This window comes from Afipia sp. 1NLS2 (assembly GCF_000178995.1).
GTDB lineage: Bacteria > Pseudomonadota > Alphaproteobacteria > Rhizobiales > Xanthobacteraceae > Afipia.
The window spans coordinates 1,215,860-1,232,069 of the sequence record NZ_ADVZ01000001.1; the positions used below are offsets into that span (position 1 = coordinate 1,215,860).

A 16,210-nucleotide genomic window follows, 5' to 3' on the forward strand; every position below is an offset into this window, starting at 1 on the left:
CGGATGCTTACACCCTGTTGATCGAGACATGCGTAGCCTTCGGCCCGTTCTTGATGGTCTGATAGACCACGCAATAACGCTCGGTCAGCTTCAGCAACTGGTCGAGTTTTTCCTGCGGCGCGTCGGTCTCGACATCGAAGCGCAGGCGGATTTCCGCAAAGCCCACCGGCGCTTCCTTGTCCACGCCCAATGTGCCGCGAAAATCGAGATCGCCCTCGGCACTGACATTGCCGGATTTCAACGGAATGTCGATCGCGGTCGCCACCGATTTCAGCGTCACGCCCGCGCAGGCCACGAGCGCTTCCAGCAGCATGTCGCCCGAGCACAATTCCAGGCCCGAACCGCCGGTCGCCGGATGCAGGCCCGCCACCGCGAGCGCGCGGCCCGTCTCGACCTTGCAGGCGATGCCTTCATTGTCGATCGAACCCTTGGCCTTCAGGGTAATCAGGGCCGTCTTCGGATCTTCCTTGTAGCGGCTCTTGATCGGCGCCTGCATGGCGCGAAGTTCGCTCGAATCCATCGCATGTCTCCTCGTCATGGCCACAGCGGCCATCCGGTTTTCATCTCTTCCTATAATGGCGGGAAGCTTCGGCACAAGACCGTGCGCCGATTCATAACACCGGCACAGGCGACTAAATTCCCTCGCCCGCCGTCAGCAGATCGTCGACGGAATGGCGCTTCTCGCGATCGAGCGAACGATCGAGCGCCTCCAGCACCTGAAGCTTGACCGCCTCGAATGCAGGGGCGGCGCGATCGCGCGGGCGCGCGAGATCGACCCGCACTTCCTCGAACAGGCGCCCCGGCCGCGGCTTCATCACCAGAATCCGATCCGCCAGCACCACGGCTTCATCGACATCATGGGTGACGAGAACGAGCGTCGGCTGCGTGTCGGCCCACAGATCGAGCAGATGGTCCTGCAGATCGGCACGGGTGAAAGCGTCAAGCGCAGAAAACGGCTCATCGAGCAGCAGCACTTCAGGCCGTGGCACCAGCGCGCGCGCAATCGCCACGCGCTGCGCCTGTCCGCCGGAGAGTTCGCGCGGCCACGCCGCCGCCTTGTCGAGCAGGCCGACACGGGCCAGCGCCGCCGCCGCGCGCTCGCGCCGCTGCGCGCGCGTGCCGTCCGACAGGCCGAACGCGACATTCTCCGCGACCGACAGCCATGGCAGCAGCCGGGGCTCCTGAAAGATAATGCCGATCTTTTCGTGCGGCGCCTTGATCGCCTCGCCATCGAGCGTGATCGCGCCGGAAGTCGCGGGATCGAGTCCCGCGATGGCGCGCAGCAAAGTGGACTTGCCGCAGCCCGAGCCGCCGATAACGGCGACGATCTCGCCGATCTTGATGCGCGCGGAAAAGCCCTGCAGCGCCTTGACGCCGTTCGGATAGGTTTTGCCGACATGATCGAGCACGAGCATCGCTTATGCCCTTCCTGCCTGCGAGGAGAAGGCATCCTGCCAGCGCAGCAACGGCGCGAAGGCGAGCTGGACCAGCCAGTCGGTGGTCTTGCCGAGCAGCGCAAACACGATAATCGCCGCCAGAATTTCCGCAGGCTTGCCTAGCTGCTGGCCGTCGATCAGGAGATAGCCGAGGCCCTCCGACGCGCCCATCAATTCGGCGGCGACGACGAACATCCAGCCGAGGCCAAGCCCCTGCCGCAACGAGACGACATAGGAGGGCAGCACCGCAGGCAGCAGGATGCGCCGGATCATCGCCGGGCCGGAGAGACGGAAGATGCGCCCGACCTCGACGATCTTGCGATCGACGCTCAGCACCGCGCCCATCACCCCGAGATAGATCGGGAAGAACACGCCGATCGCGATCAGCGCGACCTTCGACATTTCGAAGATGCCGAGCCACAGCACGAACAGCGGTACCCAGGCGATCGACGGGATCGCACGCAGCGCCTGCAATGTCGGATCGAGCAGCCGCCGCGCCAGAGGCGAATAACCGCACAGCGCGCCGAGCAGCGTGCCGGATACCACGCCCAACCCAAACCCCGCGCCGACACGCCATGTGGTGATGAAAACATGCCGGCTCAGTTCGCCGCTTTTGGCAAGCTGCGCCAGCATCTCGTAAATCTTGCTCGGCGGCGGCACCAGACGGCCGTTCGACCAGCCGCGCGCAACCGCGATCTCCCAGCCGATCCCGACCACGAGCGGCACGATCAGGCCGAGCGCGGGCTTGATCCAGCGCGGCGGGCGGCTTGGCGCCGTCGCGGCTGGTTCAGCAGCCGGGGCCGTGGAGGTTTCAAGCGTCATGACCATAGCAAAGATCGCTTATCGGTCCGAAATGCAAGGCGGCTTGCGTCGCATATCATCCATTCCGCATGGGGCCCGGGCCCATGGCCGGCGGGATCGATGCGGAGCCTCCCGCCTGCGTGCCCATTGGGCACGGCAGGCGGGTCTCTGTTTTAGTTCGAAGGCAACTGGACGTCCGCGTCGAGCAGCGCGTCGGTGTTCTTCTTCACATCGACATCGGCGGCGATGACGCCAGCCTTCTGCAGCGCCAGACCCGCCTGAAGGATCGCGTCGCGCTGCGGCGCGCCGATCTTGCTGAAGGTAAGATCGGTGCGCTCCTTGAGCTGCTTGTCGACCACCGCGTCAGGCAGCTTGGTCACTGCGATGAAGTCGGCCTTCAACTCGTCATAGTGTGTCAGCGAATATTTGCGCGCTTCCTCATAGACCGCGAGGACGCGGTTCACGATATCCGGATGCTCCTTCAGGAACTGCTCGCGGACATTGAGGATACCGAAGGTATTGGCCTCGGGCTTGCGATAGAACAGCCGCGCACCATCCTCGATTTCCGCCTGCGCCATCATCGGGTCAAGACCGGCCCAGGCATCGACATCGCCGCGGATCAGCGCGGTCTTGCCGTCCGGATGCTGCAGCAACACCGGTGTGATGTCCTTTTCGGTCAGGCCGGCGTCGAGCAGCGCGCGCACCAGGAAGATGTGCGGATCGGTGCCGCGCGTCACCGCGACACGCTTGCCCTTCAGGTCCGCGACGGTCTTGATCTTGGAATCCTTGGTGGTGACGAGCGCGGTCCATTCGGGGCGCGAATAGGTGTAGACTGACTTGATCGGGTTGCCGTTGATGCGCGCGACCAGCGCCGCCGATCCCGCCGTCGAGCCAAAATCGATCGAGCCCGCATTGAGGAATTCGAGCGCCTTGTTCGAACCGAGCGTCTGCACCCAGACGATCTTGATCCCGTCCTTGGCGAATTCCTTTTCCAGAAGGCCTTGCTTCTTCAACAGGATCGAAACTGGATTGTAGGTCGCCCAATCGATCGCGATCTGGGTAGGCTTGTCGGCAGCCAGGGCCGCGCCCGGCGCGAGCAGCGCGATGGCGGCGCCGAGAGTAAAGATGCGCCGGGACAGAGTGGTCATGGGAAGCTCCAATCAGACAAGATTTTAATGCGAGGGTGACTAAAGATTACGCTTGTTCTTCAAGGCGTTATCGTCAAGAGTCAACTGGAAGAATGTTTGCCTCCAAGCCCGCCCGGACAAGAGAATGTTCTTGCCCGCGCCAGGGCTTCGTCAGTCCGATTATTTTGCAGCTAGCGCCATGACCCCCACGTCGTCTTCCGCTCTTGAAATCTCCCTGCCCGACAGCACGCGCGAACGCGGCAGCGAGCTACCCGTGCTCGGATTCGATTCCGCAGCGGTGATGAGCCGGATCGATGCGCTCGCCGAAAAACACGAAGGGCACGATGACACGTTCCGTTCGGCAATGGCCCAGCTGCTGAAAGCCGAACTGGTGCGCGCCCGCGACGTCGCGCAGGCCGAATTGCTCAACGAGCGGCACGGCCGGCGCACCGCCGAACGGCTGTGCGCGCTGCACGACGCGATCATTCGCATTCTCTACACGACGGCGACGAAGCATCTCTATCGCTCGCCGACGCCATCCGATTCCGAGCGGATGGCGATCGTCGCCACTGGCGGTTACGGGCGCGGCCTGATGGCGCCGGAATCCGACATCGATCTGTTGTTCGTGCTGCCCTACAAGCAGACCGCGTGGGGCGAGCAGGTCGCTGAAGTCATCCTCTATTGTCTCTGGGACATGGGACTGAAGGTCGGCCACGCCACCCGCACCGTCAACGAGTGCATTCGTCAGGCGCTCGCCGACATGACGATCCGCACCGCTATCCTCGAAAGCCGCTATCTGATCGGCGACCGGCACCTCTACGACGAGCTGATGATGCGCTTCGACAAGGATGTGGTGCAGGGCACGGCGTCCGAATTCGTCGCCGCCAAGCTCGCCGAACGCGAGGAGCGGCTCACCCGCGCCGGACAATCACGCTATCTGGTCGAGCCGAACGTCAAGGACGGCAAGGGCGGCTTGCGCGATTTGCACACGCTGTTCTGGATCGCGAAATACGTCTATCGCGTCCGCGACGCCAGTGAACTGGTCAAGCGCGGTATTTTCGACGCCGTCGAATATCGCACCTTCCGCCGCTGCGAGGATTTCCTCTGGTCGGTCCGCTGCAACATCCACTTCCAGACCAACCGCGCCGAAGAGCGGCTGTCGTTCGACATCCAGCGCGAGATCGCGCAACGGCTCGGTTACACCGAGCATCCCGGCATGCAGGATGTCGAACGCTTCATGAAGCATTACTTCATGGTAGCCCGGCAGGTCGGCGGCCTCACCGCGATCCTGTGCGCCAAGCTGGAGGAACAGGAAGCCAAACCCGCACCGGTGCTCAACCGCGTGATGGCGCGGCTGCGGCCCCACAAGCGTCGCGGCAAGATCGCAGGCACCGAGGACTTCATCGTCGACAATGCCCGCATCAATCTCGCGGCCCCGAATGTCTTCAAGCACGACCCGGTCAACTTGATCCGCATTTTCCGCCTCGCGCAGAAGAACAACCTCGATTTCCATCCCGATGCGATGCGCGCGGTGACGCGCTCACTGAACCTGATTACGCCACAGGTCCGCGACAACCCCGAAGCCAACGCTCTGTTCATGGAGATCCTCACCTCACCGGACGCGGAGACGGTGTTGCGGCGCATGAACGAGACCGGCGTGCTCGGACAGTTCATCCGCACCTTCGGCAAGATCGTCTCGATGATGCAGTTCAATATGTATCATCACTACACGGTGGACGAGCACCTGATCCGCTGCGTCGGTATTCTGCAAGAGATCGAAGCGGGGACCCACGAGGAGTTCGCACTCGCCAACGACCTGTTCAAAAAGATCCGGCCTGAGCATCGCTCGGTGCTCTACATGGCCGTGTTCCTGCACGACATCGCCAAGGGCCGGCCCGAGGATCACTCCATCGCCGGCGCGAAGGTCGCGCGGCGACTGTGCCCGCGCTTCGGCTTCAACGCCGCCGAGACCGAACTGATCGCGTGGCTCATTCAGGAGCACCTCACGATGTCCACCGTCGCGCAGTCGCGCGATCTGTCGGACCGCAAGACTATCGAGAACTTCGCGGCTGTCGTGCAATCGGTCGAACAGATGAAACTGCTCACCATCCTCACCACCGCCGACATCCGGGGCGTCGGTCCCGCCGTGTGGAATGGCTGGAAGGCGCAGCTTCTGCGTACGCTCTATTATGAAACCGAACCTGCGCTGACCGGCGGCTTCTCCGAGGTCAATCGCGCCCGCCGCGTCGACGTTGCGCATGCCGAATTCCGCAACGCCTTCAGTGACTGGCCGGAAGCCGAACTCGACGCCTATATCAGCCGGCAATATCCGGCCTACTGGCTCAAGGTCGATCTGCCGCGCAAGATTCATCACGCGCGCTTCATCAAGAGCGCCGACGCCAGCGGCAAGAAGCTCGCAATCGAAGTCGGCTTCGAGGAAGGCCGCGCCGTCACCGAACTCACATTGCTCGCGCCGGACCATCCGTGGCTGCTTTCGATCGTCGCGGGCGCCTGCGCGGCCAATGGCGCCAATATCGTCGACGCGCAGATCTACACCACCACCGACGGCCTCGCGCTCGACACCATCGCGATCTCGCGCGAATACGACCGCAACGAAGACGAAGCCCGCCGTGCCTCGCGGATCGGCGAGATGATCGAGCAGGTTCTGGAAGGCAAGGTGCGCCTGCCCGAGGTGATGGCGCGCCGCACGCAGGCTCGGGCGAAGACCAAAGTGTTCGTGGTCGAGCCGGAGGTCGTCATCAACAACCAGTGGTCGGATGTCTATACCGTGATCGAGGTCACCGGCCTCGACCGGCCCGGCCTGCTCTATCAGCTCACCACCGCGATCTCGAAGCTCAGCCTCAACATCGGCTCGGCGCATGTCGCGACCTTCGGCGAGCGCGTCCGCGACGTGTTCTATGTCACCGACCTGATGGGTGCGCAGATCACCGCGCCGACACGGCAGGCCGCGATCAAGCGGGCGCTGGTGCACCTTCTTGCCAATCCCGATACGACCCGAGGCGTGGCGTAAGTGGCCCAGAGTGCTAACCGGCGTTAACCAGCCAGTAACCTGCCCTTAAACCGCCGCCGTTAGCTTCCAACCCGGTCACCGGAGAGAGGCACGGACACAGCGGATGGCGCGGAAGAAATCAGGCGGACGCCGCGAACCGAAATTCGAGGGCAAGGCGTCCCTCGACGGCTTGCGCCTGAACCGCAGCGACCGCGTCGGCGACAACAGCGATTTTGAGGACGAGGAGGACGAGCCGCCTGTGCGTGCGCGCCGCGAGAAACCCGAACCCCGCGAACGCAAGGCCTCCAAAAGCCGATCCAGCCGCGCCAGCAAGGTTCCTTTCCGCAAGCGCTTCGGCCGCATCGCCTATTGGGGCGTCGTCCTTGGCCTGTGGGCGATGATCGCCGCCGTCGGCGGCGTGATCTGGGTTGGCGCACACCTGCCTTCGATCAGTTCGCTGGAAATTCCAAAGCGGCCGCCGACGATCCAGATCGTTGGAACCGATGGTTCCGTCATCGCCACGCGCGGCGAGATGCCAGGCGCCAACGTCTCGCTGAAGGATCTGCCGCCCTATCTGCCGAACGCCTTCATCGCTATCGAGGACCGGCGCTTCTATTCGCATTTCGGCATCGATCCGATCGGCATCGTGCGTGCCGCGATCGCTAACGTGCTGCACCGCGGCGTTTCACAAGGTGGCTCGACGCTGACGCAGCAGCTCGCCAAGAACCTGTTCCTGACTCAGGAGCGCACGCTGCAGCGGAAACTGCAGGAAGCCGAACTCGCGCTGTGGCTCGAGCGCAAATACAGCAAGAAGACGATCCTCGAGCTTTATCTCAACCGCGTCTATTTCGGCTCCGGCGCCTATGGCGTCGAAGCGGCGGCGCAGAAATATTTCGGCAAGCCCGCGAAGGACGTGACGCTGTACGAGGCGGCTATGCTCGCCGGCCTCGTCAAATCGCCGTCGCGGCTTGCGCCCAACCGCAATCCGGAAGGCGCGGAGAAGCGCGCCGATGTCGTCCTCGCAGCGATGGTGGACGCCAAGCTGATCACGCCCGCGAAGCAGAAGGCGGCCCTCGCGCATCCGTCCTTCGCGATCAAGCCGACGGGCGCGGGCACCATCAACTACGTCGCGGACTGGATCGGCGAAGTGCTCGACGACCTGATCGGCCAGGTCGACCAGAACATCGTGGTGGAAACCACCATCGATCCGAAACTGCAAAGCGTGGCGGAAGCGTCCATCATCGACGAGCTTGCCGCCAAGAGCGTGAAGTACAATGTCAGCCAGGGCGCGCTGGTCGCAATGACGCCGGATGGCGCAGTGCGTGCCATGGTCGGCGGGCGCAACTACGCCGAAAGCCAGTTCAACCGCGCGGTGACCGCACGGCGGCAGCCGGGCTCGGCGTTCAAACCGTTCGTCTATCTCACCGCACTGGAAGCGGGGCTGACGCCGGACACCGTCCGTCAGGACGCGCCGATCGACGTCAAGGGATGGAAGCCGGAAAACTACAGCCACCAGTATTTCGGACCCGTCACGCTGACGCAGGCGCTGGCGATGTCGCTCAACACTGTGGCGGTACGGCTCGGCCTCGAAGTTGGCCCGCAAAACGTGGTACGCACCGCGCATCGTCTCGGCATCGCCTCCAAGCTCGAGCCGAATGCCACGATCGCACTCGGCACCTCGGAAGTCTCTCCGACTGAACTTGTCGGCGCTTACGCTACCTTCGCCAATAACGGCATCGCCGTCTCGCCGCATGTCATCACGCGCATCAAAGCTGCCGACACCGGCAAGGTTCTCTATGTACGTCCGCTCGATCCCGCCTCGCAGGTGATCGACCCGCGCTACGTCGCGATGATGAACGGCATGATGCACGAGACGCTGGTGATCGGCACCGCGAAGAAGGCTGACATTCCGGGGTGGTATGCCGCAGGCAAGACCGGCACCAGCCAGGATTTCCGCGACGCCTGGTTCGTCGGCTACACCGCGCATCTCGTCACCGGCGTCTGGCTCGGCAACGACGACAGTTCTCCGACCAAGAAGGCCACCGGCGGCGGCCTGCCGGTCGAAGTATGGACGCGGTTCATGAGGGCCGCGCATCAGGGCGTGCCGGTCGCGAACCTGCCGGTGCCGCAATCGGGCAACCCGGTCAGCGATTTCTTCCAGTCGTTCTCGCACGGCGGCAGTGCGCCGACACAGCATCTCGGCCCGGCTCCGACGGATCAGGCCACCTATGCGAGGGAGCCGTCGTATGGCGCGGGGCGCTACAGCCAGCCTGCCTACCCGCCTCGCAACGGCAATGCGCGACCACAACCAGCGCAAACCTCGGGACGGCCGGAAGCCGACGCCGGGTTGTCCGGCGGCGGCTGGTTGATGGATAGGCTGTTCGGCGGTCGATAGACTGAAGCAGCTCGCCTAGTCCTTCACGCCATAGCGATGCAGATCGTTGCCATGGGCATCGAGCCACTTCTTGGCGCGTTCGGTCTGCGGGCAGATTTTCCCGACCACCCGCCAGAACCGCGTGGAATGGTTCATTTCAACCAGATGCGCCACTTCATGCGCGGCGAGATAATCCAGCACGTAAGGCGGCGCGAGGATCAGCCGCCAGGAGTAGGACAGCGCGCCCGCCGACGTGCACGATCCCCAGCGGCTCGACTGGTCGCGGATCGAAATGCGCTTCACCTTCACGCCCAGCATCTCGGCGTAATGGTTGGAGGCGCGCGTCAGTTCCCGCCGCGCCTCGCGCTTGAGGAAATCGAGCACGCGGCGCTCGACATGCTCGACGCCGCCAGCCACGCACAAAATCTTCTCGCCGCTGTCGCGCGTCTCCATCCAGACGGTGCCGCGTTCGCCGGCGCGATGCACGATCTTGTGCGCGACATGACGCAGCGGCAGCGAGGTACCGGGCGAAAATGGCGCAGCCTTCGGCAACCCGCCGAGACGCGCCGCGATCCAGGCGCCATGACGCTGCGCGAAATCCCTCGCATCGGCCAGATTGCCACGCGGAGGCATGGTCAGGATGGCTTCGCGGCGGCTGGGATGGATGCGCAGGGTATATCGCCTCGCGCGCCTGTGCCTTCGCAACTGAACCGCATAAATCGCTGCGCCAATTTTGACAGCGAGCGTGCGAGGTTCGGTGGGACGGCGATAAAGGAGGGCGCGAAAAGCCATGTCAGGAGATCCGGGGGCGAGAAGAACGCCCGGATTCTGCCATATCCGCCGCCAGGGAAATCCGCTTTGGCTAAAACAAATCATTTGCCCAATATCTCGTGGGACCTGAGGGTTCCTCTCCCATATCAGGGGGCAAGGAACAGAGATTCGCTATTCATTCTTACCCGAAAACCCGAATTCCAGGACATCCAGACTGGTCACTTTGATGCCACAGAATTTAAGCGCCGAAAGCGATAAGGATTCAATAACTTACAGCAATTGAGCGGCGCACGGCAGCGCTTCGGAGCCAGAAATGGCCGTCAAATCGGCACTTCCTGCGAATCTTGCTCGCAACTGGGCTATTCGGCGGCCACTCTGGAACTCGCGGCAACGGGAACCGAGACGATGAAATCGGCGATCCGCGGCAGGATCTCGGCGCGAAACCGCGAACCATTGAAGACACCGTAATGACCGACGCCCTTCTGCATGTAATGCACCCGCAGCTCGGCTGGAATCGAGGTGCAAAGGTCGTGCGCTGCTTCCGTCTGACCTAACCCGGAGATGTCGTCGTTCTCGCCTTCCACCGTCATCAGCGCGACACGATGTATTTTCGACGGGTCAACCCGCGTACCGCGATGCATCAGCTTGCCATTGGGCAGCGAATGCTTCACAAACACCTCCTCGACGGTCTGGAGGTAGAATTCCGCAGTAAGGTCCATCACCGCGAGATATTCGTCATAGAACTCGCGGTGCTTGTCGACGAGGTCGCCGTCACCCTTGACCAGATTGTCGAACAGCTTGCGATGCGCCTCGAGATGGCGATCGAAATTCATGCTGACAAATCCGGTCAGTTGCAGAAAGCCCGGATAGACATCGCGCATGAAGCCAGGATGAGGGAACGGCACTCTGCTGATAACGTGGTTGCGGAACCACTCCATTCCTTTTTCGGCCGCGAGATTGTTCACCGCGGTCGGATTGCGCCGCGTATCGATCGGCCCGCCCATCAGGATCATGGACGCGGGCACGAACGGATCCTTGCGCGTCTCCATCACCGAAACCGCCGCAAGCACCGGCACCGAAGGCTGACAAACCCCCACGACATGCACGTTTCCGCCAAGTCCGTGCAGCATCTCGATCACGTAGTCGACGTAATCGTCCAGATCGAAACGTCCCATCGCGAGCGGCACCGTGCGCGCATCGACCCAGTCGGTGATGTAGACCTCGTGGTTGGGAAGGAACGCTTCCACCGTGCCGCGCAGCAACGTCGCGTAGTGGCCGGACATCGGCGCGACGATCAGCACGCGCGGCTGCGGCTCGCGCAGCGGCCGCAAGAACTTGCGCTTGAAATGCAGCAGGCGGCAGAACGGCTTTTCCCAGACCGTCCTGACTTCCACCGGCGTGGAGACGCCCTGCACCTCAGTATGGTCGATGTGCCATTCCGGTTTGCCGTAACGGCGCGTCGTGCGCTCGAACACTTCGCAGCCTGCCGCGATCGATTTGCCGATCTCGGTACTCGCCAGCGGGTTGAGCGGGCTCTGGAACATCAATTTGGTGGCGTCGGCGAAAGCGCGTGCCGGGCTGAGAGACGCCTGTCCCATTTCGTACATCCAGTACATGGGGGAGACGACAGGCGCGCCTACATCCTCTGGTAAAGACGGCGGCCGCCCGAATTCTCCAATCGGCATCGCGAATCCTTTCGATTTTGCGCTGCAATAGCATGATGGCAGCATTTCGCTGCGTCAATCCGCCGTATGGAGTGACGACCGGCTTTCTCACCCTTAATCATGCGTGCCTCAGGCACTCGGAACTTTCCGCAATCGAGGGTTGACGTATAAATGACGGTCATGGGCGACACCCTCCACTCGGATTTCCGGCATCCCCGGCCGGACGTGCGTCTGCACACGATTCTGCGGCTGCGTTGGCTTGCCGTTCTGGGACAGCTCGCCGCGATCTTCATCGTGGCGCAGGGCTTCGACTTCGAAGTCCCGATCCTGCCCTGCCTCATCGTCATCGGCCTTTCGGCAGGCCTGAACCTCGCTTTGCAAATCGCCTTCGCGCCGACGCATCGGCTCGATCCGGTATTCGCCGCAGCACTGCTGGCCATGAACATCGTCGAGCTCGCGGCACTCCTGATGCTGACGGGCGGATTGCAGAATCCGTTCTCGTTTCTGTTCCTCGCGCCGGTGCTGATCTCGGCGACGGCGCTGCCGACCCGCTACACCATCGCGCTCGGGCTACTGGCCGCAACCTGCGCCACCATTCTGGGCTTCTTCCATCTGCCGCTGCCGTGGAATGGCGACGAGCCGCTGGTGCTGCCGCCAACCTATATGTTTGGTGTCTGGCTCTCGATCATCATGGTGCTGGTGGTGACGAGCCTCTACGCCTTCCAGGTGACCGAGGAAGCCCGCAAGCTCTCCGACGCACTCGCCGCCACCGAGCTGGTCCTCACCCGCGAGCAGCATCTCACCCAGATCGACGGGCTCGCCGCAGCAGCAGCCCATGAACTCGGCACGCCGCTGTCGACCATCTTCCTGATCGCCAATGAATTGCAGAACGCCGCGAAGGATCGGGCGCCGGACGATCCGCTGATCACCGACGTCGCCACCATTCGCGAACAGGCGAAACGTTGCCGCGACATCCTCGCCAAGATCACCCAGCTTTCATCAAGCGGCGCGCCGTTCGACCGCATGCCACTGACCAACCTGATCGAGGAGGTGGTGGCGCCGCATCGCGAATTCGGCATCGACCTGAAAATCCGCATCTCCGGCGGCAGCCCGCCCGAACCCGTCGGCCTGCGCAATCCAGCGGTGCTCTACGGCATCGGCAACCTCGTCGAGAACGCGGTCGACTTTGCCCGCGACGCGGTCGAGATCAATGCATGGTGGAGTCTGGAGGAGGTCAACATCGTCATCTCCGACGACGGCCCGGGCATCCCGCCCGACCTCCTCAAGAAGATCGGCGAACCCTACCTCTCCCGCCGGGCCGTCGGCGACAGCCGGAGCGGCCATCGCGGACTGGGGCTCGGGGTGTTCATCGCCCGTACCCTGCTGGAACGGACCGGCGCCAAGGTCGGTTTTGCCAATCGGCCGTTCCCGGACCATGGCGCGATCGTCACCATTTCCTGGCCGCGCGAGCGCTTTGAAACCGGTGTCAGCGGTCCTACTTAAGGACTAAGCTCGGGTGAGGCGTTCTGACGCAGGGACCCGACATATTGCCGGATCAATTTGGAATAGGATGACCATGGACAAAGGAAAAGCCATGTACGCAGCCACCCAATCGTCTTCCTATCAGTTGCCTGTCGAGCCCGCGCCCCGCACCCTGCTGATCGTCGAGGACGACAAGGCCTTTCTCGAGCGCCTGTCGCGCGCGATGGAAACCCGTGGGTTCACCGTCACGAGCTGCGACAACGTTCCCGAGGGCCTCACCGCCATCGAACAGTCACCGCCAGCCTTCGCGGTGGTCGATCTGCGCGTCGGTGACGGCAACGGGCTCGATGTCGTGGCCGCGCTGCAAAGCAAGCGCCCGGGTGCCCGCGCCATCGTGCTGACGGGCTACGGCAACATCGCCACCGCGGTGACCGCGGTGAAGCTCGGCGCGGTCGACTACCTCGCCAAGCCGGCGGATGCCGACGAAGTTGCCGCCGCGCTGCTCGCGGTCGGCGGTGCCAAGTCGGAATTGCCCCAGAACCCGATGTCGGCCGACCGGGTGCGGTGGGAGCACATCCAGCGGATTTACGAGATGTGCGACCGCAACGTCTCGGAGACCGCGCGGCGGCTGAACATGCACCGCCGCACGCTCCAGCGCATTCTGGCCAAGCGCGCGCCGCGCTAAGCCAAAATTCAAATCCGAATTCGTCATCCGGCCCGCTCGCAGCGGGCCGGAACTTTTTTGGGCTGCTCCGCGTTGCACCGGTGAATTCAGGGAGCAATCGACGGTCCATGCGCAAAGCCCGCCACATCGACATCTCGACGCGTCTCGAAGCCACCAAGCGGCTCGGCCTCTTGGAAGACTACCGCGTGGACTGGGACAAGCCGCTGGGCGCGCCCCGCGTCACCGTGTGCGGCCGCCCGTCCTATCCCGCGCAGATCACCAAGAATTATATCGCAGACCTTCTCGCCGAACTGGTGCCGGCGCGCGAGATCGTCGTCACGCGACCCTCCAGGGCCTGAGACCATCCGCGAGCGGGCCATGATCCACGATCTCATCCGCGAAGCGACCCACACCTCCCACCGGCGTCTCGACCTTGCGCTGTCGTGGCTCGACCTCAGCAAGCCGCGCTATTACGCCAGTTTTCTGCGCGGGCAGGCCGAGGCCCTGTTCCCCATAGAAGCCGCGCTCGAGCGCAACGGCGTCGCATTCATCCTGTCTGACTGGCCGCGCCGCGCCCGCACCGCCGCGCTCGAGCACGACCTGATCGTGATGGATGCGTCCTGCGATCCGCTGCCCGAGCCGCATCTCGACAACCCTGCACAAATGTTCGGCACGGTCTATGTGCTGGAAGCCCTGCGCATGGGCGCGCGCGTGATGCTGTCGCGCCTCGCGCAATATCCCGACTCCTGCTCGATCGGTGCCACGAAATATCTGCGGCATGGTTTCGGCCAGCGGCTGTGGCCGACATTCCTCGACGCGCTGGAAACCCATCCGGCCGCGCTCAACGACCCGCGATCCGTGGTGCAGGGCGCCGAGATTGCGTTCGGCATGTTCGAGAGCGCATTGGTGCCGATCGTCAGCACCGCCGCCGAATAGCCAGCGAATTGACTCGCTAAAATTCACTTGGCCGGGAGCGGAAAATGCGCTTTGTGGCCGCATGACCGAGCAGACCGAAGCGCCCAAGGCCGGCGCAACCATCATTCCCGTCACGCCGTTCCAGCAGAACTGCATGCTGCTGTGGTGCGAGCAAACGAAAAAGGCCGTGGTGGTCGATCCCGGTGGCGACGTGCTCGACATCCTCAACGCGATCAAGCAGGCCGGGGTCAAGGTCGAGCACATCTGGCTCACCCATGGCCATGTCGATCATGTTGGCGGCGCCGACGAGCTGCGCGAGCATCTCAAGGTGCCGATCACCGGCCCGCACATCGCCGACAAGTTTCTTCTCGATCATGTCGTGGACAGCGCGCGGCGCTACGGCCTCACCGGCCTGCGCGACGTCACGCCGGATACCTGGCTCAGCGAAGGCGACAAGGTCAGCGTCGGCGAACTGACGTTCGAGCTGCTGCATTGCCCCGGCCATTCGCCGGGCAGCATGGTGTTCTTCAACCCGGCCATGAAATTCGCGATCATGGGCGACGTGCTGTTCAACGGCTCGATCGGACGCACCGATTTGCCCGGCGGCGATCACGAGACGCTCTTGGCCTCGATCCGCGACAAGGTGCTGCCGCTCGGCGACGAGGTCGGCTTCATCTGCGGCCACGGCCCGGGCTCGACCATCGGCCAGGAACGGCTGACCAATCCGTTCCTCACCGGCATGGCGTGAGCGCCGTCACTCCATCGCGGCCTTGAGCGCGACCGCCGCCGAGGCATAGCCGCCGCGCGCGCCGTCGATGAAATGGAAATGCCCGGCCTGCGCCTGCGGCAGCGAAAAGCAGGTCATCAGCGCGGCATCCTGCCGGTGCAGGCCGTAGCGGATCGTGCCCATGTCCGCCGCGCGGGTCAGCAGCGTTTCGATCGCGCGCGCGGTCGGCGGCGAACAATCGATCACCATGCGCAAGCCGTCGTCGTATTTCCGGAAGTCGGAGTTCTCGACCACCTCGCGCATATAGACCGGCGCGGAAAATCCACCGACGCGCAGATTGAAGCGAAACAGCACGTAGAGCCACAGCGTCCATCCCGTGACGGCGATGCGCCGCCACCACAAGGGGCCGCGTTGGCGAGTGCGCGCGACGTAGTCCACGCCCGGCGCAGGCCAGCGGCGCGGCGGGCCTTGCGGCGGGATCGGACGGCCCCCCTCCGGGCTCATCTCCACCAGCGCCAGCATTCTTTCGATCACCGCACGGAATGCAGATTTATCCTCGCCATGCGGCACGACGAGAATCGACAGCATCACACCGCGCGCCGACATGATCTCGGAGAAATGGCAGGACAGGCCGGTGAGATCGGGATGGCTGCCACGCGGCGCTTGCGGCACCGCGAACGCGCCCCGCTTCATCGCGGCATCGGCCCATTTGAGGCCGCCGCCCTCGAACATCGCATAAGAGACATTGGGTGACGGCGCATAGCGCGCCACGCTCACATCGAGCCCCTCCGCGCGGATCGCCTCGATTGGAATAAGCGCGACGCGCATGGTGAGATCGAGAGCCTCCTTCACCCATGCGGCTGTTTCTGCGAGGGCACGTTCGGCAATCTTGCGATCGGCGGCCGCCACAGCGAAGCTCGCGCCGTCGCCGCCGAACACGAACGGAAAATCACGCAACTCCATCGCATTGGTCATCGCCGCGATCACCGCCGCGCCCGCCATGTTCACGGCCTTGTACCGCTGATTGGCGATCGCCTCCGTCGAACGCACGATGTCGGCGGTGCCGATCAGCCAGCCGTCCGGCAGCGGACGGTAGAACGACGGCTCCATCAGCCGGCCGAAATCATCGAATACCGGAATGCCGGAATAGAACGCGGCATCATTGTCCCGATTCATTCCGTTTTCGCTCCGGTTCATTCTTCTGTCTCATTTGGATCATGCGGTGCGGTCTGCTACCAA

The 16,210-nt window shown here is 63.5% G+C and carries 14 protein-coding genes; 7 read left to right on the top strand and 7 right to left on the bottom strand.

Translation table 11 applies throughout. The features are described from left to right. Positions 1–7: 7 nt before the first annotated feature. The 4 genes from AFIDRAFT_RS05960 to AFIDRAFT_RS05975 form a co-directional block, all read right to left on the bottom strand. A complete protein-coding gene (locus tag AFIDRAFT_RS05960; protein ID WP_009338356.1) occupies positions 8–520 on the bottom strand; it encodes an OsmC family protein in 513 nt (170 codons plus the stop codon). 112 nt (positions 521–632) lie between these two features. After that, entirely contained in the window at positions 633–1,415 is a 783-nt protein-coding gene (locus tag AFIDRAFT_RS05965) for an ABC transporter ATP-binding protein (RefSeq protein ID WP_009338358.1), read from the bottom strand. 3 nt (positions 1,416–1,418) lie between these two features. Further along, on the bottom strand, positions 1,419–2,264 hold the full coding sequence (locus AFIDRAFT_RS05970; protein ID WP_040297845.1) for an ABC transporter permease: 846 nt from the start codon (positions 2,262–2,264) through the stop codon (positions 1,419–1,421). 146 nt (positions 2,265–2,410) lie between these two features. Next, positions 2,411–3,385, bottom strand: a complete 975-nt coding sequence (locus AFIDRAFT_RS05975) for an aliphatic sulfonate ABC transporter substrate-binding protein (protein ID WP_009338362.1) — start codon at positions 3,383–3,385, stop codon at positions 2,411–2,413. A gap of 178 nt (positions 3,386–3,563) precedes the next feature. Between AFIDRAFT_RS05975 and AFIDRAFT_RS05980 the strand changes: the two genes are divergently transcribed. Both AFIDRAFT_RS05980 and AFIDRAFT_RS05985 read left to right on the top strand, forming a co-directional pair. Next, a complete protein-coding gene (locus AFIDRAFT_RS05980; RefSeq protein ID WP_040297847.1) occupies positions 3,564–6,395 on the top strand; it encodes a [protein-PII] uridylyltransferase in 2,832 nt (943 codons plus the stop codon). Between the two features lie 103 nt (positions 6,396–6,498). Further along, positions 6,499–8,769, top strand: a complete 2,271-nt coding sequence (locus tag AFIDRAFT_RS05985) for a transglycosylase domain-containing protein (protein WP_009338366.1) — start codon at positions 6,499–6,501, stop codon at positions 8,767–8,769. A gap of 15 nt (positions 8,770–8,784) precedes the next feature. Here the strand turns inward: AFIDRAFT_RS05985 and AFIDRAFT_RS05990 are convergent, their stop codons facing one another. Then, positions 8,785–9,624: a M48 family metallopeptidase gene (locus AFIDRAFT_RS05990; RefSeq protein ID WP_156786850.1), complete on the bottom strand. Its 840-nt coding sequence runs from the start codon at positions 9,622–9,624 to the stop codon at positions 8,785–8,787. Between the two features lie 254 nt (positions 9,625–9,878). Next, entirely contained in the window at positions 9,879–11,204 is a 1,326-nt protein-coding gene (locus tag AFIDRAFT_RS05995; RefSeq protein ID WP_009338369.1) for a polyhydroxyalkanoate depolymerase, read from the bottom strand. 150 nt (positions 11,205–11,354) lie between these two features. Between AFIDRAFT_RS05995 and AFIDRAFT_RS06000 the strand changes: the two genes are divergently transcribed. The 5 genes from AFIDRAFT_RS06000 to AFIDRAFT_RS06020 all read left to right on the top strand — a co-directional run bounded on the left by AFIDRAFT_RS06000 (position 11,355) and on the right by AFIDRAFT_RS06020 (position 14,992). Further along, positions 11,355–12,686 carry an ActS/PrrB/RegB family redox-sensitive histidine kinase gene (locus AFIDRAFT_RS06000; RefSeq protein WP_009338371.1) on the top strand — a complete coding sequence of 444 codons (1,332 nt, stop codon included), beginning with the start codon at positions 11,355–11,357 and terminating at the stop codon, positions 12,684–12,686. A gap of 91 nt (positions 12,687–12,777) precedes the next feature. Further along, positions 12,778–13,350: an ActR/PrrA/RegA family redox response regulator transcription factor gene (locus tag AFIDRAFT_RS06005; RefSeq protein WP_040298113.1), complete on the top strand. Its 573-nt coding sequence runs from the start codon at positions 12,778–12,780 to the stop codon at positions 13,348–13,350. A 107-nt stretch (positions 13,351–13,457) separates the two neighbouring features. Then, positions 13,458–13,688: a hypothetical protein gene (locus tag AFIDRAFT_RS06010; RefSeq protein WP_009338373.1), complete on the top strand. Its 231-nt coding sequence runs from the start codon at positions 13,458–13,460 to the stop codon at positions 13,686–13,688. Positions 13,689–13,707: 19 nt separating this feature from the next. After that, positions 13,708–14,265, top strand: a complete 558-nt coding sequence (locus tag AFIDRAFT_RS06015) for a biliverdin-producing heme oxygenase (protein WP_009338374.1) — start codon at positions 13,708–13,710, stop codon at positions 14,263–14,265. Between the two features lie 61 nt (positions 14,266–14,326). Beyond that, positions 14,327–14,992, top strand: coding sequence for an MBL fold metallo-hydrolase (locus tag AFIDRAFT_RS06020; protein WP_009338375.1), 666 nt, complete (start codon positions 14,327–14,329; stop codon positions 14,990–14,992). 6 nt (positions 14,993–14,998) lie between these two features. On the opposite strand, the gene AFIDRAFT_RS06025 is transcribed toward AFIDRAFT_RS06020, so the two are convergent. Beyond that, complete coding sequence (locus AFIDRAFT_RS06025) at positions 14,999–16,147, bottom strand: DUF3095 domain-containing protein (protein ID WP_009338376.1); 1,149 nt, start codon at positions 16,145–16,147, stop codon at positions 14,999–15,001. Positions 16,148–16,210 lie beyond the last annotated feature (63 nt).